Source organism: Rhizobium sp. PAMB 3174 (assembly GCF_052908375.1).
In genome coordinates, this window is record NZ_CM128608.1 from 1859394 (window position 1) to 1878683 (window position 19290).

17 protein-coding genes are annotated in these 19290 nt (G+C 59.2%); 9 read left to right on the forward strand and 8 right to left on the reverse strand.

The annotated features are described in order from the left end of the window. Both ACU5AY_RS08865 and ACU5AY_RS08870 read right to left on the reverse strand, forming a co-directional pair. Positions 1-822: an SDR family oxidoreductase gene (locus ACU5AY_RS08865; protein WP_446828773.1), complete on the reverse strand. Its 822-nt coding sequence runs from the start codon at positions 820-822 to the stop codon at positions 1-3. Beyond that, entirely contained in the window at positions 819-2012 is a 1194-nt protein-coding gene (locus ACU5AY_RS08870) for a phytanoyl-CoA dioxygenase family protein (RefSeq protein ID WP_446828774.1), read from the reverse strand. The genes ACU5AY_RS08865 and ACU5AY_RS08870 overlap by 4 nt, the downstream gene beginning before the upstream one ends. A gap of 100 nt (positions 2013-2112) precedes the next feature. Here ACU5AY_RS08870 and ACU5AY_RS08875 point away from each other — a divergent pair, with 100 nt between their 5' ends. Then, complete coding sequence (locus tag ACU5AY_RS08875) at positions 2113-3138, forward strand: LacI family DNA-binding transcriptional regulator (RefSeq protein WP_446828775.1); 1026 nt, start codon at positions 2113-2115, stop codon at positions 3136-3138. Between the two features lie 257 nt (positions 3139-3395). After that, complete coding sequence (locus ACU5AY_RS08880; protein WP_446828776.1) at positions 3396-4586, forward strand: site-specific integrase; 1191 nt, start codon at positions 3396-3398, stop codon at positions 4584-4586. Between the two features lie 262 nt (positions 4587-4848). On the opposite strand, the gene ACU5AY_RS08885 is transcribed toward ACU5AY_RS08880, so the two are convergent. The 4 genes from ACU5AY_RS08885 to ACU5AY_RS08900 all read right to left on the reverse strand — a co-directional run bounded on the left by ACU5AY_RS08885 (position 4849) and on the right by ACU5AY_RS08900 (position 10529). Beyond that, complete coding sequence (locus ACU5AY_RS08885; RefSeq protein WP_446828777.1) at positions 4849-6258, reverse strand: hypothetical protein; 1410 nt, start codon at positions 6256-6258, stop codon at positions 4849-4851. A 73-nt stretch (positions 6259-6331) separates the two neighbouring features. Beyond that, positions 6332-7387 carry a hypothetical protein gene (locus tag ACU5AY_RS08890; protein WP_446828778.1) on the reverse strand — a complete coding sequence of 352 codons (1056 nt, stop codon included), beginning with the start codon at positions 7385-7387 and terminating at the stop codon, positions 6332-6334. A gap of 587 nt (positions 7388-7974) precedes the next feature. Next, a complete protein-coding gene (locus tag ACU5AY_RS08895) occupies positions 7975-8928 on the reverse strand; it encodes a M48 family metalloprotease (protein ID WP_446828779.1) in 954 nt (317 codons plus the stop codon). Then, positions 8925-10529 (reverse strand): type IV secretory system conjugative DNA transfer family protein, encoded by a 1605-nt coding sequence (locus tag ACU5AY_RS08900; protein WP_446828780.1) that lies wholly within the window; start codon positions 10527-10529, stop codon positions 8925-8927. Before ACU5AY_RS08900 ends, ACU5AY_RS08895 begins: the two co-directional genes overlap by 4 nt. Before the next feature lie 259 nt (positions 10530-10788). On the opposite strand from ACU5AY_RS08900, the gene ACU5AY_RS08905 reads away from it, so the two are divergent. Continuing rightward, on the forward strand, positions 10789-12141 hold the full coding sequence (locus tag ACU5AY_RS08905) for a MobA/MobL family protein (RefSeq protein WP_446828781.1): 1353 nt from the start codon (positions 10789-10791) through the stop codon (positions 12139-12141). Here the strand turns inward: ACU5AY_RS08905 and ACU5AY_RS08910 are convergent. Together ACU5AY_RS08910 and ACU5AY_RS08915 are read right to left on the reverse strand one after the other, a co-directional pair. Next, the gene (locus ACU5AY_RS08910; RefSeq protein ID WP_446828782.1) at positions 12138-12716 is read right to left on the reverse strand and encodes a Fic/DOC family protein; all 579 of its coding nucleotides are present in this window, start codon (positions 12714-12716) and stop codon (positions 12138-12140) included. The genes ACU5AY_RS08905 and ACU5AY_RS08910 overlap by 4 nt on opposite strands. Before the next feature lie 3 nt (positions 12717-12719). Further along, positions 12720-12932, reverse strand: a complete 213-nt coding sequence (locus ACU5AY_RS08915) for a hypothetical protein (RefSeq protein ID WP_446828783.1) — start codon at positions 12930-12932, stop codon at positions 12720-12722. A 462-nt stretch (positions 12933-13394) separates the two neighbouring features. On the opposite strand from ACU5AY_RS08915, the gene ACU5AY_RS08920 reads away from it, so the two are divergent. From ACU5AY_RS08920 to ACU5AY_RS08945, 6 genes are all read left to right on the forward strand, one after another. Continuing rightward, positions 13395-13598, forward strand: coding sequence for a hypothetical protein (locus tag ACU5AY_RS08920; protein ID WP_446824402.1), 204 nt, complete (start codon positions 13395-13397; stop codon positions 13596-13598). Beyond that, a complete protein-coding gene (locus ACU5AY_RS08925) occupies positions 13595-14110 on the forward strand; it encodes an antirestriction protein ArdA (RefSeq protein WP_446828784.1) in 516 nt (171 codons plus the stop codon). The genes ACU5AY_RS08920 and ACU5AY_RS08925 overlap by 4 nt, the downstream gene beginning before the upstream one ends. 91 nt (positions 14111-14201) lie before the next feature. Continuing rightward, a complete protein-coding gene (locus ACU5AY_RS08930) occupies positions 14202-15383 on the forward strand; it encodes a hypothetical protein (protein ID WP_446828785.1) in 1182 nt (393 codons plus the stop codon). A gap of 288 nt (positions 15384-15671) precedes the next feature. Next, a complete protein-coding gene (locus tag ACU5AY_RS08935) occupies positions 15672-17867 on the forward strand; it encodes a patatin-like phospholipase family protein (protein WP_446828786.1) in 2196 nt (731 codons plus the stop codon). 467 nt (positions 17868-18334) lie between these two features. Further along, positions 18335-18895 carry a hypothetical protein gene (locus tag ACU5AY_RS08940; RefSeq protein ID WP_446828787.1) on the forward strand — a complete coding sequence of 187 codons (561 nt, stop codon included), beginning with the start codon at positions 18335-18337 and terminating at the stop codon, positions 18893-18895. A 12-nt stretch (positions 18896-18907) separates the two neighbouring features. Further along, the gene (locus tag ACU5AY_RS08945; protein WP_446828788.1) at positions 18908-19240 is read left to right on the forward strand and encodes a hypothetical protein; all 333 of its coding nucleotides are present in this window, start codon (positions 18908-18910) and stop codon (positions 19238-19240) included. The last annotated feature ends 50 nt before the right edge of the window (positions 19241-19290 follow it).

Consider the following 19290-nt stretch of genomic DNA (forward strand, 5'->3'; position numbering starts at 1 on the left):
CTACAACGCCGTCTTCGGATGCGGGCTGTCCTCGTAGGCGCCCCACACGGACTGGTCGAAGTTGATCGTCGCCCCCGTCATCAGGCCGGATTCCGCCGAGGCGAGATAGGCGGCGGCACGCGCCACCTCGGCCGGATCGACCAGCCGGCCGAAAGGCTGTCGGGCCGCGGCTTCCTCCAGCCAGTTCTCCGGCGCGCCGTGATGCTCGCGCTGGATACGGTCCTCGCCGTCGCTCGACATCCAGCCGATGTTCAGCGCATTCACCCGGATGCGGTTCTTCAACAGCGCGAAGGCGGTGTTGCGCGTCAGCGTGTCGACCGCGCCCTTCGAGGCGCAATAGGCGGCGATGAAGGGCTGGCCGGCCATGGACGACATCGACGAGATGTTGACGATCGCCCCTTCCGTGCCGGTTTCCCGCATCGCCTTGATCGTCTCCTGCATCAGGAAGAAGGGTGCCCGAACATTGATCGCGAAGATCCGGTCGAAGAGCGCCGGATCGGTGTCGAGGATCGTGCCGCGGTCGGTGATCGCTGCGACATTGACCAGCACGTCGATGACGCCGAACGCATCGCGCGCCGCCGCGATCACCTTGCGGCAATCCTCGACCTCTGCGAGATCGGCCGCCACGAAGCGCACCGGCACGCCGTAGCGCTCCGAAATTTCGCGCGCCTTCGCCTCGCCCTTGTCGACCGAGCGGCCGCAGATCGTGATCCCTGCCGCGCCGCGTTCGGCAAAAAGCCTCGCCACTTCCGCGCCCAACCCCTGCGTGCCGCCGGTGACGACGGCATGTTTTCCATCCAGTCTTCCCATGTCCGCGCTCACGCTTCCCGCCGCGCGGCGTGGTTGGCGATCAGTTCGCTGAACGCTGCCGGCGCCATGCCGCTTTCCAGCGCCTCGGCCATGATCGCAGCTTGGATCTTCGGCGCCAGACCGCCGACCGGCGGATCGCTGTCGAGATTGGTCGGGAAGGCATAGCCCTCGGCGCTGGCGGCAATCGCATTGACCGCCTCACCCATGCTCAGCGTGCCGGCTTTCAGAGCGGCGAGCAGATGCGGATAGAGGGTCTCAACCATCCGCGTGCGGTTGACGCTTTCCATCGCCCGGCCGAAGGCGGAGGAGACCTGCAGCAGGTTCGCCATGCGGTAGATGTCGGAAGAGACATTGTTGCCGGCCCCGTGCATCAGCGCCGGATTGAAGAAAACGGCGTCGCCCTTGGCGAGCGGCAGCTGCACGTGGTTCTCCTGGAAATAGGCCTGGAATTCCGGCCGGCCGAAGGCGAGATAGCCTTCGAAGAAGGTCTGCGAATAGGGCAGGAACAGCGTCGGTCCGCTTTCGAGCGGCATGTCGCAATGGGCGACCGCGCCCTGCAGCGTCAAGAGCGGCGAAATGCCGTGGATGTGGCCGGGATAGGCCTGCATCTGCGCCGGCGACATGAAGCCCAGATGATAGTCGCGATGCGGCTTCTGCGCCGTGCCGCCGGGATTGACCCGGTTCATCTGCGCCGTCATCTGGTAGCCCTTGCCGAGCCAGGCTTCGGACGCCATCGCGACCGCCTCCGAGGCGTAGTAGCGGGCGAAATTCTCCGGATCGGCGAGACAGTGCTTTTCCAGCGAGTTCCAGATGCGGTCGTTGGCGCCCGGCTTGGCGAAATGGTCGGCCGCGACCTTGCCCTTCTCGCGCTCCTCCAGAACGATCGCATTGAAGACTTCGGTTGCCCGGTCGACGACGGCCGCGTCCGGCAGCGCATTCTTGATGGCGATGACGCCGGGGCCGGTCGCAAACGCCTCGACCCATTCGGCCATCAGCTCGCGGCGGCCCTCGGCGTCGCGTGCCACATCGCGCACCCGCTCGCCGTCATAGATCAGCACGTTCTTCTCGACTGCCGCGGCATAGGGCCATTCGGCGATATCCGTCGCCCTCATCACCTCGGCCTTGAAGCTCTCGAAACTGCCGCTGTCGGCCGCAAGCCACACCTTGTTGCGCCGCCGGCTGGCGACTGTCTGCGCGTCCATGACGTTATCCTCCCATTATTGACATAAGTCAGCTTGATCCTAGCGGAGGCCGGCCCTAATCATAGGCGGAAAACACCTCAAAAACACCTCAGACCGTTCCATGAAACCGCCCTACCCCTTGAAGGATATCGCATTCCAGGCGGGCCTCAGCCTCGCCACCGTCGACCGCGTGCTGCACGGCCGGCCGGGCGTGCGCAGCGTCACCCGGCGGCAGGTCGAGGCGGCCATTGCCGAACTGGAGCGCCAGTACGCTACCGCCGGCCTCGCCGGACGCCGCTTCGTCATCGATATCGTCATGGAAACGCCGACACGCTTTTCCAATGCGGTGCGTGCCGCCTTCGAGGCGGAGCTGCCCGGCATGCGGCCGGCCTCCTTCTCCGCCCGTTTCCACGTGGCCGAGACGATGAGCGAGCGCGATCTCGTCTCGGTGCTGACCGCCATCCGCCGTCGCGGCAGCCACGGCGTTATCCTGAAGGTGCCATCGACGCCGGCCATGGCCGACATGGCGCGGCAGTTCCTGGAGGCGAAAATCCCGGTCGTCACCCTCGTCACCGACCTGCCCGTCGAGGTCCGCACCGATTATGTCGGCATGGACAACCGTGTGGCCGGCGCCACCGCCGCCTATCTCCTCGGCAAGATGGCCGGCTCCAAGCCCGGCAAGGTGCTGGTGACGCTTTCAAGCGCGCTGTTTACCGGCGAGGACGAACGGCAGCAGGCGTTTCGCGCCGCGCTCGCCGAGCGCTTCCCCCATCTCGAAGCCGTGACGATCTCCGAGGGCCGCGGCGTCGACCGCACGACGAAGGCGCTCGCCCTGAACGCACTGGAAGCGCATCCCGACATCCGCGCCGTCTATTCCGCCGGCGGCGGCAACCGCGCCATTCTCGACGCCTTCGACGACCAGACGCGCGCCTGCGAGGTCTTCGCCGCCCACGATCTCGACGCCGACAACCGCGCGCTGCTGGCCGCCGGCCGACTGACCTTCGTCATCCACCATGATCTGCGCCAGGACGCCCGCAGCGCCTGCCAGACGGTGCTGGCCTACCACCGCATGCTGCCCGCCGAGTTCCGCATCGCCCCCTCCCGCGTCGCGGTGGCCACCCCCTATGACGTGTCGGCCGGCGCCTGACACAACCCGACCGATCACTTCACGCGCCAACCAGCCTTGACGAATCCGATACCGTCGTCAAAGAAGAACACGGCGCATAGGAAAGCGCCTCAGTGCGGACGTGGCGAAACTGGTAGACGCAAGGGACTTAAAATTGGGCCTCCCTAAATTCTCATGTCGCACAATTTACAATAAATACAATTATTTAGACCCTTGAAAATCGCTCAAAAGCTGCCAAAATAGCCGGACACATAGCGGACACAGTCTGGTGGGTCAAAATGAGCGAAACCCATTACATTTTCGACGGCAAAGTGCGTATTTATCGCCGCGAAAACAGCAACCTCTGGCAGGCGCAAGCCCGCTTCAACGGCCAAAAGTGGCGCGTCAGCACGAAGACCGAAAACCTGTCGGAAGCGAAGGCGTTCGCGGAGAACTGGTATTTTGGTCTTCGCGGCCAAAACCTGAACGGTCAATTGAAGCGTGAGAAGACCTTCAAGGACGCCGCCAAGAAGTTTCTGGCTGAGTACGATGCCGTCACCGGCGGCACGAGGAACCGGCAATACGTGGAGGGCAACGAACGGCGCCTCAGGCTTTACCTGCTGCCGTTCTTTGGATCATTGGGACTGTCGGAGGTCACCGCCGGGAAGGTTCAAGAATACCGTGTAATGAGGCTTACTCCGGGACCGGATGGGAAGCGACCGGCAAGGAACACCCTGCACCAGGAATTCGTGACCTTGCGGCAGGTCTTGAAGACCGCGCTTCGCGCCGGTTGGCTCAACCATCTGCCGGACCTGTCGGAACCCTACCAATCGTCCCGGAAAATCTCGCACCGCGCCTGGTTCTCAGCAGAAGAGTACAAACAGCTCTACACTGCCACGCGGCAACGCGCCGAGCGGCACCGCGACCGGCGGTTCCAGTGGCATGCCGAACAGTTGCACGACTACGTCCTCTTTATGGCCAACACCGGCCTCAGACCGGATGAAGCGAACCGGCTTCAGTACCGGGATGTCGAGATCGTTGAAGACGAAGAAACGGAGGAAACCATCCTCCTCATTCAAGTGCGCGGCAAGCGCGGTGTCGGTTACTGCAAGAGCACAAAGAATGCAGTCTTCCCCTTCGAACGGTTGCTCAAGCGGAACCTGCCAAAGCCGGACGACCTGATGTTTCCCGGCAACCACGTCATCATGTTCAACAACATACTGGACGAGGAGAAGCTGAAATTTGACCGTGAGGGAAACCGGCGAACGGCCTACAGCTTGCGCCACACCTACATCTGCCTGCGGCTGATGGAGGGTGCGGACATCTACCAGATCGCCAAGAACTGCCGCACCAGCGTGGAGATGATCGAGAAATATTATGCGTCACATATTTCCACCAGCATCAGCGCGGCGGCTGTGAACGTGAAGCGCAAGGCGAAGTCAAAGAAGGAAATTGTCGAGCATGCGAAGCGCAATGAGCACCGTAAATAGGCTTTCCGGACTGGGTTTACCGAGCCGAGTATCAACTTTTGTCATTGCGACGATCACCTTCGCCTTCACGATCCAGCATCGGATTCTCAATCAGTCCCACCAGTTGGTGACAGTCCGAGCGCGCGTCAGCAATGACTCAAGCACCGCACGTGTTTTTTGAGACAGATTACAGGTGGGGGTGCGGGCTATATCACCACAGACGTGCGACGAAGCGAGGAGAAATGCGTTTTGCGCTCCGCGAGATGGAATCGTGATCATATTTTCAATTGCCTTCAACAGCCGGCGATTGAGGAGCCACAGTTGGCTGCGCGGCAGGTGGCGCTATTGGATCAGGAGCGGCCAATTTGTCGTCCGGTGATGCTGTAGGTGTCTCAGGTAAACCGGAGGACGTGGCAGATGGGGTCTGCATTGCCACTGGATGCGAGGCCTGCCAATCTTTGATACCCTGCCAAAGTTCTGGTCCGGAAATGACCGTGACGGCGATTAGAAGACTTATTGCCAGTATCCCACTGATCCATGACGCAGCGCAAAACGCGCGCTCTGCCCTTCGAGCCGGTTCGTTGACCATCCTCTTATACTCATCTTGCGGGAGAAAGCGGTAAAGACGATTTCGCCACTGGTCCCTCAGATCTCGTTGAATGCTGACGAACTGGTTCCCCGTCCAAATCGTCCCGCAGACGTATATCGCGAGGACAACGCCGATCAGCAAGACGCCTGCAGCCACCGTCAAATTACTCGTGGCCATCGTCAACCTGGCAACTATTAATGCTATCCCACCGAACATGGCGCCACTGACTGCAGCTGCGAGCTGACGCGTTGTATCACCGAGTCTTGCCGCTTCGTCCGAGACAGCTTTGCGAAGATCTGTAAGTGCCCTCAAGGTATCGGCACTGATCTTATGCAAGCCCATCTCGAAGGCAATTCTGGCACCTTCCAGCGCGGGCTGTCCTGAGTTTCTGTACAAACTTGGCAGATCATCAGAACCTGGCGCCGAGCGCGAGAGTTCAGCGGTCAAAAGAATGTGACGGGTATCCATTTCATTGGGCGCAGAGAACACCCAATGAGCACATGACTGTAACGCCTGGAAGCCATCTGGCCCCATCCTTTCCACCATGTCGTCGACCACTTCATAGCGGGTAACGGGCGGCCCTTTCAGCAAGATAGTTTTCGTTCCTTCCACCTCGTTGGCAAGACAGGCGGCGAGGTTTCGAGCGGCAGCATTCGCCCAGACTTTTGTCACGGCATCGCTAAGATCGATTTGTGAATTTGGTCTCAAAATCCAGGGTGAAACGTCCGCTGGCACAACACGAACCTGACCACTTTCCTTGACGACTGCGCGTGGGTCAGAGGAAAGCACTTCCGGCTCAAAGCTGCACGGAAGTTCTCGGGTTGCGAATTTGACGGAGAATGTTTCGAAACCGACCCCGAGACGGCTAGCTTCAACAATGGGGCTCGCAGGGGGCCTCGCCAACCAGTCTTTCAGGCCAACGTTGGTAAGGATGTGATCACGTCCTTCCGCGACAACGGGCTTCTCAGCTGTAATCCGGAAAGGTTCATAGTCAATCTCAAGCTGGTCCTTTGTAACAACCGCGGGCGATCCGTCCTCAATTGAATGGCTCCAGCCAAGAATCTCCAGACTTTGTACGAGTTCAAGTGCGTCGGCAGTTGACAACCTACCCACCACGATATCGCGTGTGTGCTCTGTTATGAGCGCCCGTCCCTCAAGAGCCCAAGCGTCGATTGTCTCAGCGAGCCTTTTTTCCGACGAAGTCATCTTCGACCAAAGCTTCCGATGTTTTGATTGTTATAACCCATCCGCCTCGCTCGTCTCTTGTCCGCGTAACGGCGCGGTCTTCCTGTTCGCCCGGGTATTCTACCAGTACGTCTTCTGCTGTCCTGAGCTTCATACGTGGCGCGCGCTTCAGAGATTTAGGATCGGGCTTGAATGACACTCCTGTCAACTTCTGACTTTTGAGGTGTCGATCGAGCGACTTGTCGATCTCCGCCCGAATATCCTCAGCGGGACGACCCGCGGCAACGAAGATTGCTTCCCTGATCGCTTCGTCATCTACTATGTCGCGGCCACTTAACGACTCTTTGGCGACGTTTAGTGCTAGTTTCGCGTCGTTCCCCGGCAAGTACTTCCTGCAGTCGCGTATCGTGTCGCGTAGGACACCGCTCAGTCTATCGCTCAGTTCCTTGGTATCGCGATCACGGCGGACTTCAAGGAATTTCTGGAAGTAGTCGGTCAGATCCGGGGCTTCGCCCATTCTGTCGAACGCCGATGCCTCACCCTCAACTACACCAGCCCTGACCCGCACAAGGCAGGATTTCTGAATGGCACGCTTCTCCTTGACGAACGCCTGTACGATCTGACGAAAAGCGCTCTTGCCGTCTTTCGCATATAGTTCGACCGCCTCCCGGTAGTCGTATTTGATAAGGCTATAGAAAGTGGTCTCGGGGTTGTCGGTGCCGAGCTCGAAGACGAAAAATGCGCCGCCACTGCTAGAGCCCACGTGATCTAGCTGGAAGCGACGAGCAAGTTCTTGCCCCCCCTTTTCAAACGTTATGGCGTTAGTTGCCATCTCTTTTAAAAGAGCGCTGGTCGCGGATTTGTCTTCGAATTTGTGCACTGGACTTACCGCAGCATCTACGATGCGTGCGAGAAAGAACGCTATATGCGGTTCTTCGTCAACCGGAAGAGCAGGCTGCGGAGCAAAGTCTTGCTTTCCGCCAACCACATGCACGATCATTTTTTTAATCGTGATGCTATCGAATTCGTCATCATGGAAAAAGCTCAAGAGCGCCTCCGAATATCCGCCTATCACTCAAAGCAAAGATGCAACAAGTCTGGGTATACACGTGATTCGAGTGTTCCCCTATATTGGATAATGCGAGATTTTCGAATTCACTGGATTATTGGAACTATGAACTGACGAACGTCAGATTGTTCGGCATCAACCTCTTTCGCTATCAAGGTGTTGTGAACTGAAACTGAAATCAGTCGTTGCAGAGTACCTACTTCACCCCGGAAGACAGGCAACGCTTCACTCCGGCTGTCTTGGTGCGGACGGCGGGGGTCGAACCCGCATGGCCAAAGCCGAGGGATTTTCGTACCAGCTACGGCTTTCGCCGCCGCCCGTGCGGGCGTTTGTGGTCTGGACTATACCTTCACCGTTGCTATCGCTTTAGGTGCTGCCCGTCTAGTCTCTACACCTTCCCCTGACGGGGCTTGGCTCGGGATCGCCATCTGACAGGGTTCCCCGACTTTGAGCAGTTCTACGTCCGGCGTTTCCCCCGGCGCACTCAATTTTGCTTAAGTCCCTTGTGTCTACCGATTCCACCACGTCCGCGTGGTCATCCCTGCTAGCAAAGCGGACGGCTCTTCTCAACCCGAAATCGCGTAGTCGGCGCTTCGCAGATCAGTCGTTACCGCTGCCACCCGGCTTACGGGTAACGGCAAGGCCTTGAGGGCCGCGATCCGGTCCTCAAGCGGCGGATGGGTGGACAGCCAGGTGCGGTCTCCGAGCGCGAACATCTTCACCATGGCCAGATCATCGTTCGGGCTTTCGCCTTTGGCATGACGTAACGTTTCCAGCACCGAGATCATCGCTTCGGGTGACGTCAGCCGGGCGGCGATCGCATCGGCGGTAAACTCGCGTGTGCGGGAGAACCGCAGCAGCTCCAGTTCCGAGAAGGGCATGAACAGCCAGCGGGCGAACGCCTTCAGGCGCGCAAACACCAGAAAGAACGTCAACGCCTCGCGCACACCGAGGGCATAGGTCATGCGCGCCATGTCGTTGCAGGCCACATGACCGAGCTCGTGGCCGAGCACGGCATCCAGTTCGTCGCGCGACAGTTTCTCAACCGCACCCTTGCTAACCGCAATCAGCGCATTGCCGGGCTTCGTGCCCATGGCAAAGGCGTTGATGGTGTCGGAGTCGTACCAACCGATATGGGCTACCGGCGGCAGGCCCAGCCGTGCCGCCATCCGTTGGGTCGCCTCGTGGATCGGATGGCCTTCCGACAGGAAGGTCACCCCCGTGACCTGGGCGGCCGGGCTGGCCGCACCGGTCGAAAACCGCGCCGCGAACAGCATGCCGCCAATCAGCGCCCAGACCGGCACGCCGATCAGGATATACAGCGCGGTCATACTGAACACCCCGAGCAGAAGCGGCGCGAAGAAAAGGATCGCCAACGGCCCACCGGCGGCAACCCCCATACTGGAGATCACGAAGGCAAACACCAGCGCGATCACCGTCCCGGCGGCCGCGCCGAGGATCAGGACAAAGGCCGTCGCGCCGACGGGATGACGGGGTACGCTCTCGACAATATCGGTCATGAAGGAGTCTCCGCAGATACGAGATCGGTTTGCAGGGGATGGGCAAGGTCCCGCAGGAAATGGATTGCCTTGCGACCGGCGACCGAGCCGCGCAGCAGCCCGGTCACCTCGTCGTGGGTCATCAAGCGCCGACCGGCGAGATGCAGGTTCTCGGACAACGAGTAGCCGGCGGAGGCGTTGGTGCCGCCGCTGACCGAGGCCGACATGTTCGGCACGTCATAGGCCACGGTCCGGTCGCCCAGGTAGCGCGAGATCAGTTCGGCCGTGTGCGGGTCGTCTGTCCCGAAAAAGGTCTTGGTCTCGACCTGCAGGAAGGACTTCCATGTGGTGGGATAGAGTTCTTCAAGGGTCGGCAGGTCCTGCAGGAAGAACCACAGCCGCACGCCCGCGCTGGCATGGGTGCGCATCGCCGCGACAAACCGGTCCTCGCGATCCAGCGCCAGAAACTCGTCCAGCACGAACAGCACCGGAATATCCGGGCGGACGGGGTTTCGGAGCATGGCATCCAGCGCCGAGGCGAACAGGATGCGCACCAGAATGGAGAAGGGCCTGATCTTGGCGAACGGCAGCACGAGGTAGACGGTGGCGGGTTTGTCCTTGAGGTCTTCGAAGGCGAACCCCGAGCGTCGGGTCACATGGCGCAGTCCCGACGTGTCCCAGATCCGCAATTGCGTGTTGAGGCTGTCGAGAACGCGCGGCTGCCCGGTCTCGCGCGACTTGGTGCGGAAGTTCCGTGCCGCATTGCGGATCGACGGCGGCATGACCTCGTTCGCCATGGCTTCGACAAGCTGGTGAAAGTCCCGATCCAGCGTGCTGAGTGCGTCCCTGATGGTGGCAAGGTTGCGGTGGCTCTCCGGCGCGAACCGCGCCGTAAACTCCACCACCGCCGCAAGGAAGCCGACCGCCTCGTTCTCGAAGAACTGCTGCCGGTCGTCGCGTGTGCGCGGATACAAAATCTCCGCCAGCTGCACCGCTGACTGGCTGTCGGTCACCTCGTCAAGCGGATTGAAAGCGTCGTCGTTCGGGATATCAGGAACCTCGAACGGATTGAGGACATAGACCGGCCCCACCTCGCGACGCCACGCCGCCGTGTTGTGGTAGAGCTCGCCCTTCGGGTCCAGCACCACGGCCGAGCCGCCGTAGGTGCGCAGGTTCGGAATGATCTGCAACCGGCTCTTGCCGGTGCGGGTCGGCGCGACCGTCAGAAGATGGCTTTCACCGTCCCAGTTGACGGCGTGCCCTTCGCAGGTGCCGAGGCTCAGTGTGCGCCCCGAGGCGGGGCGGAACAGCCCAGCCTTGCGGACATCATCGGCCGTTGCCCAGCGGGCCGAGCCATGTACCGGCGGCGGATCGCGCCGCATGGCGTCCTGCTTGTCGCGCAGCGCATAGGCGGCCTCGGCCTGCTCCACAATCACGCGTGGATCGCGTCCGGCCGCGAGAGCCTCGCAAGCGGCCTCGATGGTGACCGGATCATAGCCCGCCTTTTGCAGGCGCCGCCGCAGGTTCCAGACCAGCACCGCCCGGCTGACCTGGGTGCCATTGCGTGCGGCGGTCAGGATGTCGCCCATCGAACCGCCGATATCAAAAATATCCCTGCCCATGGCCGCCCCCGTGCCAACACCAAAGATTGAAAGGAACGTAATCGGCAACCTTGAAAAGAGTCAACATATGCGTGCATAAATCCGTACAGCGCACTTACAGGTCGCCGACATGTACTTACATGTTCGTCGACCTTGCCGTCGTTTGACGCGTTGCCGCGATAAGGCAACCACGTCAAACGCCGAAGTGCGGCAGGGGCAAGCCCCTGCACCCCACCGTGCCAGCCCTGCCGTTCGTGGCGTGTCTGGCGAGGACGCGCGCATGCAGGACGGGAATATTCATTGCCACGTCGACAACCTCGCCCGCCGCAACGGGAAGGGAGGTGAACGCATTGCCGTGGCCACCGCCGCCTACAACGCCGGGGCACGGCTGTGGTCGGAACGGGAGCAACGTCCCGTTGATTTCAGCTACCGTGAGGATGTCATCTTCTCGACACTCCTGCTCCCGGAGGGCGCGCCGGCCTGGGCGGCGGCGCGCGAGGTTCTGTGGAACCGGGTGGATTTGTCCGCGCGACGGCGCGACGCGCGCCTCGCCAAATCCATCGAGGCGGCGGTGACGCGGGACATTCCCGTCAACCGGCGGCCTGCCTTGCTGGAGGCCTTCGTGGCGCCCTTCGTCGCCATGGGCTGTGTAGCCGATATCGCCGTTCATGACGACGGCACCGGCGGCAACCCTCATGTCCATGTCCTGCTGACCACCCGCCTATTTTCGGGTGACGGCTTCGGCGACAAGATCACCGCGCTGGAACAGCGCGCCTTTGTCAAATCCGTCCGCAAACGCTGGGCGGACCTTACCAACCACATTCTGGAAGAGACCGGATCGGCGCTTCGCGTCGATCACCGCAGCTACAAGGCGCGAGGCATCGGGGCGGAACCGACCCGGCATCGTGGCCCGAATGCGATCGAGCGCCGCAGGAAGCGTGAACACGCGCGGCGCATCAGAGAGGAGCATCTTATGGAAAAGGACAAGGACGAACGTCCCAGCCATCCTGCCGGACGCGATCCGGAACCGGATCATCGCGACCGCGATCTTGAATTGGAACAATCCCTTGACGAACACCCGCCGACACCGGAGGAAGCCGCGCAATGGGACGCGGCGCGCGAACAGGCTCACAAAGAGGGTCACGGCCCTCCGGCATGGTGGAAACGCGCCCTCGAAAACGCCCGCCAAAGGGAGACGGCACAGGCACGGACCGAGTTTCCGGTTGCCGACCCCGAGCAAATGGCGGACCGGGCGGAGTACGAGCAGCGCCTCGCCATCGAAGCCGAACGGGAACCCTTGAGTGAGCCCGAGCGCCGCATGCTCGACGCCCTGTCGCCGGAACAGGAGGATATGCGCGGTCAGCTGGAAACCCTGATCCACTCCCGCCGGATTGCCGCCCTGCTTGCCCGCGACGAGGAGCGGCTTGTCCGGGACCTGTCGGGGCAGATGGAACCGGCGCAGCGTGCCGCACTGGACGACTACCTCGCCTCGGAGGCTCGTGAGCGCGACCACGATCTGCCGGTGCCGGGACCCGACGGTGACCTGCTCTCGCCGGGCGAGCGCGATCGCGCCGAAGACCTGATGCTGCAAGACTACCACCGCGAGGAAGAGGAGCGGGAACGGGAGCGTTAGAGCATCCGGCGGATTTCCGCGACAAGAGGGGCGAGATCGCCGCTGAAGCTTCGGATCATCGCAGTAAGGAACGGCTCGGGTCGGAGATGGTCTTCGTCCAGTTCCAACCCTGCGTTACGGGCAAGCATGGTCAGGAAGACCAGTTGGATACGGCCATTTCCCTCGCGGAAGGGATGGATGGCATTGATTTCGGAGAGGAACCAGGCCGCACCTTCGGAAAAGGCGTCGGTATCCGCCGCGTGCGCCAGATGGCCACGCTCCGCCAATTGCCGGAAAAGCCGCTCGGCGTAATCGTCAATATATTCGGGATAACAGAACCAGTTGTCGCCCTTGCCGGTGCGGATGCTGCGGACATGGCCCGCCCATGCGTACACGTCCTGAAAGAAATGATGGTGAAGCGCCTTGTAGTGCTCGAAATCCAGATCGCCTTCGGGCAGGTCCTCGCCCGCACGGGAATCAAACATCAGTTGCTCGAACTCGTCGAGCTCATCCTGATCGCGGATGTCTTCCTTGTTGCGGAGGATGTGCGTGCCCGGATAACACAGTGGGTCGTCAACCGCGTTGTAGCGAACCACCTATCAGCCTTTCTTGAAGGCCTTGGCAATCTCCGAACGGTACGCATCGCCCTTGAGTCCCTTGGCGGCCGTCTTCTCGGACAACACTTTCGAAGCCACACTCATTCGCATGCCTTCGACTTCCGAAAATTTGGCCGCCTTCTTGGCGCCGATCGGTTGCGTCACAAATTTGCCCGTGGATGCCGAGCGTCCTGCTGTCTTCGTATCTTTAGCCATACTTCACCGTACCATTTCTGTGGCTCTTTCGCCTACTTCTTTATACGGATCCGTACCAGTATCCCCGTCGTTGCCTCCTGAACCGTCGAGGCGTGTCGCCTTGATGCCACATGGCCTGACCTTCCGAAAGACGAGGGGCCTCTCCGGCATGTAGAGACCGGTGCCCCTTCGGACGCCGGTGCAACGTACCCTCCCCTGAACCGACCTGCATCCCGCCCGCACAACAGATGGCGTGGGACCGGCAGGCTGCGGTGTTCCGCCAGCCTCATCCGTGAACGTCCCTGCCGACACCCGCTGGCCGGAAGGTTCGCCAGACTGGGCCGCGCCGTGCCGTGCGCAAGGGATCTTCCGCCGCAAGCGGTCTCCCGAGAAGACCCTTGCACCCGTCCCGTGACGCCCGGCCCGAAACGCTGGCGACCGGCCGCAGAGGGTGGCCGGAGTAACCAACACAGGACGACGGCAATGGCAAAACCCCATGCACCCAAAGTACCAACCCACGAAATCTTCCATGTCACGGGCGAGAAAGACAAGGCCCGCTGGACCAAGATCGGGATCGGCTGGAGCCACGGCGACAACGAAGGTCTCAACCTCATCATCAACTATACGCCGCTGATCGAGGGCCGCACCGTGGTGCGCCGGATCAAGGCACAGGAGGATGCGGCATGAGCCCCGCGCTCTCCGGCAACCGGGCGAAGTCGCTGTACTTCGCCCAGCCCTACAGCATCAGCGCGACCGGCTTCTACTTCACCGATATGGATCAGTATCGGGACAAGGCCGCAAACCGCGTGGACGACTACGGTCAGCCGGTCGAGGAGTTCGAGATCCAGTACATCGACGGAGAAGAGGCCGACCTGTTCGCCGCCGTCGGCGTCACCCAGGCCTCGCTTTCAGAGTGGTTCGACCTTCTCGACGCACTCGTCGGTGACGAAGACCGGACGGTGATTGCGATTCACCTGCTGGAGCTTGGCTATCCGCTGGACGAATTGTCGACCCGCTGGGACGACTACTCGCTCTACCACGGCACGCTTGCCGACTACGCGGAGGAGATCGTGTCCGGTTGCTACACCCTGCCTGCCAATCTCGCAGGCTATCTCGACTATGAGCGGCTCGGCCGGGACATGGCGCTGGAAGGTTCGGTTACCGAGATCGAACGTGACCTCATCCTCATCGGAGGATGAGGAACATGTTGCCGGATGGGTCGACATCTCCCGTAATAGTTGCTGACGCGCCCTCTGTCGCTCATAGTGAGAACGACAGAGGGAGAATGAAATGGTGTGGACAAGCCAACCCAAGAAGCTGGGAATTTCGATCACGAAGGGGCACCGCAATACCAGTAAGGGAGTGAGCGGGCGTGTGCCCGCGATTACCGATATCCAATTCACCCCGCTGGAACTTTTTGGTGCTGCCGCCCGCTGCGGCCATCTGCATTTCATCAACCCGGCGTTGGCAACACCTGAATCCCATCTGATGGCAGCATTGATCGAGCAGTATGTCGACGAAGCCGGTACCGATTTTGCCATTCTCGCGACCGCCAACAACTTCAAGGACTTTGCCAAAAGCCATTTTGCCGGAACGGTTGCCGCCGGTCTGGCATATTTGGCCATGGTTCAGGACGGATACCAGTGGGTGGATCATTTTGAGAAAGTCACCGGCGGCAATCCGGCAATCAAAAAGTCGCCCGACTTTGTCTTCACCGGTCAGGGCACGGGAACGGCTCTACTGGAATCCAAGGGAACGCGCGGCCAAGGGCTAAATGCATTCGACAGCAGAGTCGAAACAGGCTACCTGCAACAGGTCGAACCGCATTTGGGGTATACCGTCAACGGTGTCGTTGCGACCCACGGCTATGCCATCGGCTCATGGATGACCTCGACCACCAAGGCGGAAATGATCATCCACCATACGGCAGGCGTTACCTCCGGCGGAAGCGGTTCCACACGACCGTCTCCGCAAGTCCAGCAGCATAACTATGCCACCGCCACGAACCTTGTGATCGGGCCCGACCTGTCCAACCAGATCCGGATGGGTTTGATCAAAAGTGTTCCGAGCATGGTGCAGTTCTGGTGGCTCGGACATTCCTGGCTCATGCGTCCCCAATGCCTCACACCCTTCCTGATGGCCCCGGACCCCCTCCGTGATTTCCTCTTGCTGCAAAGCCTACGACATCCCGCTGAACGGCCATGGGAAGCCATGATCCCGTTCATGGGCTTTGCGATCGAGGAAAGGACCGCAACTGCGGTATTCTCGCATTTTTCCGATCCCGAACGTTTCGATGAACCGGCGCTCGACATCGATCCTCTCTCGGAACACCTGCGGGAAGAGGCGCGAAGCGAGGGGGAAGCAGAAGCGGGGGCGGTTTTTCCGGATGGCCTGGCAGTCGTGGGATGGCGAAACATTATGTCCGATCCCCGAATTGTGACGTGGAATCGCGAAACTCGCCGGTTTGAATAACACGTCACCGCCGGGCAACCGCAACTGAGAGAAGACGGAATCATGCCATTCTGGAGAAAGGAATTACCACTGCGGATATCAGGCTCGTTCTTGCCAAGCTTGGGTCAACGACGATGCTTCTTCGGCGGCGGCAAATGTAAGTCAGAAAGACCTTTTGGTACTCCTAATCCGTCTGTTCACAACTCTTGATCCCTCTTGCAATTTATAATTGCACAAGCCGTTAGACTTATATTTAATGGTAATGCGCTCAATGTCATGGGTCAGGTGGAAGGGCCTTTGGGGGGAGTCATGGCAACTTTTGACAATCTAAAGACAGTGCGTTTCCCATTCGCTTACGCTGCGAGAGAATTTCTTTGGCCTTGTACCCTTACTCTAATCGGATTGCTCGCCCCGATTCTATTGGGTGACGCGGTTTTCGAAGTTCTAAGAAGCGCTGCGGAGGATCTGGATCTATCTGTCGCCCGAGTAGTGTTCGCAGGCTTCACATACGTCCTTCTCGGAATTGCCACGTATCAACTTTTACAATCTACAATGGAGGCAGTTAAGTCGCAGCCTCAAAAAAATCGCCCTGCAAATGGAACTGAACCCGATCTCCCGCCTCTTTGGATTGATCTTGTTTTCTCTGTCGCATCAACATTGCCGCTTGTCGGGATAGCGCTTGCGATTTCGAAAGCCAGCGCGTCTCCGGAATTTAAAAGTTATGGAAATCCGATTGGCGCGTTGATGTCGCTCGAACGCTACGCATGGTGTCTCGCAGCAGGTTTGGCCTTTAGCATTTTCCTCCTGTCGCGAAGCGGCCGCGTAAAGCATGTCTTCGAACCCGTTCCTGCCGCGATCGTCGCTCTTTTATCCATCTATTTTTTCATTCCCCGGGTTCAGTTTCCCAGCTTTGTGTCAGCGATCTCTGTGTTTTCGACCTGGTTGGCGTGCATTGCGGTGCTGTCAACCTACCTGAGCCGGCTGCGTCGAAGATCAGGGGTTCCCTGCTTGTCAGTGCTTGTCATCTTTGGTCTCCTGTTCACTACGCTAGGTTGGAACAGGAACCATGAGATAACTGGTGTCGGAAGCCGTCCGCTCTCAAAGCATCCGCTGGTGGAAAGCGCTTTTCTTGAATGGCTAGACAAACGACCCGACCTCAACGACTATTCGGATCGCCCCTATCCCGTTTTTGTTGTGACTGCCGAAGGTGGCGGTCTGTATGCCGCTTATTTTACGGCAGCTGTGTTGGCAACCTTGCAGGATATCTGCCCGCGCTTTGGCGCCCATACTTTCGCCATCAGCGGAGTTTCGGGGGGCTCACTAGGAGCAGCAATCTACGCAAGTTTGGCATCCGAAGCCACCGCGCCGCTTGGCGAATGCGATTTCAAGACTGAAAAGCGGCAGGAACTCAAAGAACGAGCCACCAAAATCCTGGGCCAAGAGATACTGACGCCGCTCTTAGCTGGCACCTTCTTTTACGACTTCTTTTCGTCAGCTCTTCCTTTTTCTATTCCAGCTTTAGATCGCGGCAAGGTTTTCGATAGATCAATCGAGAGCCTTTGGTCCAAGCAGCCTTCTGCCGGTATTCTATCCTTGCCGATGCATCAAGCGTGGCGTCCTGACGGAATGGCACCGGCGCTCATTCTTAATACTTACGATTTGACCACTTACGGACCGATCAGCGTATCACCTTTTCGACTGAATCTTGGTGTTGTCGCGGATTTTTACGAGGCCGCCGCCGAATTTTCTCACAACAGCCTCCAGTTAAGCTATCCGAGCGATGTTCGCGTGAGTACCGCTGTTGGCTTGAGCGCGCGTTTTCCTATCGTGACACCAGAGGGGACATATACCCGGCCAGTTCTTTACAGGAAACCCGGGTCACACTCAGGTTCGCCCAACAGCGAAACCGTAATCGAGCGAAACGAGGTTCTCAGATTTGTCGATGGTGGTTACTTCGACAACAATGGCGCAGGCGCAATATACAGTCTGCTGTTATCCTTGAGGCAAACCCGAAATCTGCGGCTCTGTCCGAATGGTGTCCCCAACACTATTCAATCCCCCTGTCTAGCCAAGACGTTTCAGATTTATGCGATCCAAATCAACGGGCCCGAAAGTGGCCCTCACTCGTCTTTCTATGGTTCGTTCGCCACGTTGCTAAAGGGCGTCACCTCCATTCGCGGGGCATGGAAGCAAAACATGAACGATATCTTAATTAATGAAATCGGAGATTCATGGGGCAATCTGCCATGTGGCCGTCCTAGGGCTGCTATTTTTCTTGATACGACTGCGATCAGGGCTTTTGATCCAGACAGCGGGATGTTTGACCTACCGCTTTCATGGCAGCTGTCGCGCACAACCAACAGAATGCTAGATTCTCTTCTGCCGCATGCATCGCTCTGCCATCAAAACTTCGGGGCAGTTACTAATACCAACGACTGCGGCCCTTGGGACGTAAAATGGGCCTTGGAGAGTCAGGACATGACAATGGAATGCCCAATCCGCTAGGTTAGGTTGTCCCGCCATCGGACATCGACATTTTTTAGCTTTGTGGGGCCAAACTCACAAGCGCTATACGTGACGTACACGCAAAACGGTAACAAGCCTTTGGGAACAAGCCAACATTACCGTCCAAGACAATCTTCAGTCTGCGGGAGACCTGAAGGCAGGTTTCACGCATTGGTAGGTGGTGATCGGTGAAGGGATCGCCAGACGAGTGGTTTGGTCGACCCGGAACAAGCCGGCCGAGCCCCTAAAAGCACCTCCTGAAGAAGAACAGAATACAAAAGAAGCTATCAGGCACGGCAAAACGAAGAACGAGAATCTTCCTGTTCTTTCCGTCATTTAAACAACCTAACGGTGATAACTGTAACCTTACTCACATTAGGCGTGTATTTTTTCGATGGACATTCCCATAAAAATCTAACAATAGTTGTATGGCTTCTCTTTTTCTATCCCGTGGGGGCGGTGGAAAAATGATCAAAGTTATTCTGACGTCGTCCGTGTGCGTTATCTCGCTGTCCGCATGCACAGTGGTTCAGATTGGCGAGCGCTACAATCAACAGATCGACGATGAACTGAACGCCTACCACAAGCAGGCCAGTCAGTTCATAAAGTCCATGGAACAAAACGCCGGAACGCCGCAAGGCACCTTTGGTTCCGCCGAGGCAAAGGCGTTCTACGCCGAGGCAAGCGCGACCCTGGCGAACATCGAGCTGCAGGCGGCCGTGCTCAGCCCCAGACGCTGCCCCACCGACTATCTTCAGAAAATCGCCGGCCAGCTGGCTCCCGCTGCGTTGCAACCGGAGGAGGCACCCGGTGCGTCTGCCGACAACACGCCGCAACCGACCGGAAGCGGCCCGACCGGCAACTGCCTTTCGATCGTGGTGCATGGTGTCTCGCTTGCCCAGCAGGATCTGGAGCTTGATCACAAAGACGCGGGCAAGCTGACCCCGACGGTCGGCACATTCAATCAACAGCAGATCGACGCATCGGTGAGGGTCGCCCTCACCACCTTACGGGCCAAGAAATACTGACGGAGACAAACCATGTCACTCGACGCATCAGATCTCGGAAGCAAAATGATCGCGGAAGCATCCGCAGTGGCGGGCGCCGGATGGAAGGACATCAAACAAGCGGCAATGGTCGAGTTTCAGGGATTAGCGCAACGCCTTGTGACTCTGACCCGCGCCTACATGGACAAAGAGATGACGCAGACGATGGTCAAGCGGCACCTGCGCACCATGCGCTACCACGTGGTGGCGACCATCGCGATGCTCACGGTGCTGCTGGAAGCAACGATCGAAAAGATGGTCAACAAGGCCCTCACCATCGTCAGGGACGCGGTCAACGACGCCATCGGCTTTGTCCTGATCGCCTGACTGCAGGTAAGTACTTCGAAACCTCACACACAACCACGATCAAGGGGGAC

Excerpts from the sequence above, each read along its gene's own strand:
- ACU5AY_RS08870 (WP_446828774.1), bottom strand. The coding sequence starts at position 2,012 with ATGGACGCGCAGACAGTCGCCAGCCGGCGGCGCAACAAGGTGTGGCTT.
- ACU5AY_RS08920 (WP_446824402.1), top strand. The coding sequence starts at position 13,395 with ATGGCAAAACCCCATGCACCCAAAGTACCAACCCACGAAATCTTCCAT.
- ACU5AY_RS08875 (WP_446828775.1), top strand. The coding sequence starts at position 2,113 with ATGAAACCGCCCTACCCCTTGAAGGATATCGCATTCCAGGCGGGCCTC.
- ACU5AY_RS08915 (WP_446828783.1), bottom strand. The coding sequence starts at position 12,932 with ATGGCTAAAGATACGAAGACAGCAGGACGCTCGGCATCCACGGGCAAA.
- ACU5AY_RS08900 (WP_446828780.1), bottom strand. The coding sequence starts at position 10,529 with ATGGGCAGGGATATTTTTGATATCGGCGGTTCGATGGGCGACATCCTG.
- ACU5AY_RS08880 (WP_446828776.1), top strand. The coding sequence starts at position 3,396 with ATGAGCGAAACCCATTACATTTTCGACGGCAAAGTGCGTATTTATCGC.
- ACU5AY_RS08935 (WP_446828786.1), top strand. The coding sequence starts at position 15,672 with ATGGCAACTTTTGACAATCTAAAGACAGTGCGTTTCCCATTCGCTTAC.
- ACU5AY_RS08930 (WP_446828785.1), top strand. The coding sequence starts at position 14,202 with ATGGTGTGGACAAGCCAACCCAAGAAGCTGGGAATTTCGATCACGAAG.
- ACU5AY_RS08940 (WP_446828787.1), top strand. The coding sequence starts at position 18,335 with ATGATCAAAGTTATTCTGACGTCGTCCGTGTGCGTTATCTCGCTGTCC.
- ACU5AY_RS08945 (WP_446828788.1), top strand. The coding sequence starts at position 18,908 with ATGTCACTCGACGCATCAGATCTCGGAAGCAAAATGATCGCGGAAGCA.
- ACU5AY_RS08895 (WP_446828779.1), bottom strand. The coding sequence starts at position 8,928 with ATGACCGATATTGTCGAGAGCGTACCCCGTCATCCCGTCGGCGCGACG.
- ACU5AY_RS08925 (WP_446828784.1), top strand. The coding sequence starts at position 13,595 with ATGAGCCCCGCGCTCTCCGGCAACCGGGCGAAGTCGCTGTACTTCGCC.
- ACU5AY_RS08905 (WP_446828781.1), top strand. The coding sequence starts at position 10,789 with ATGCAGGACGGGAATATTCATTGCCACGTCGACAACCTCGCCCGCCGC.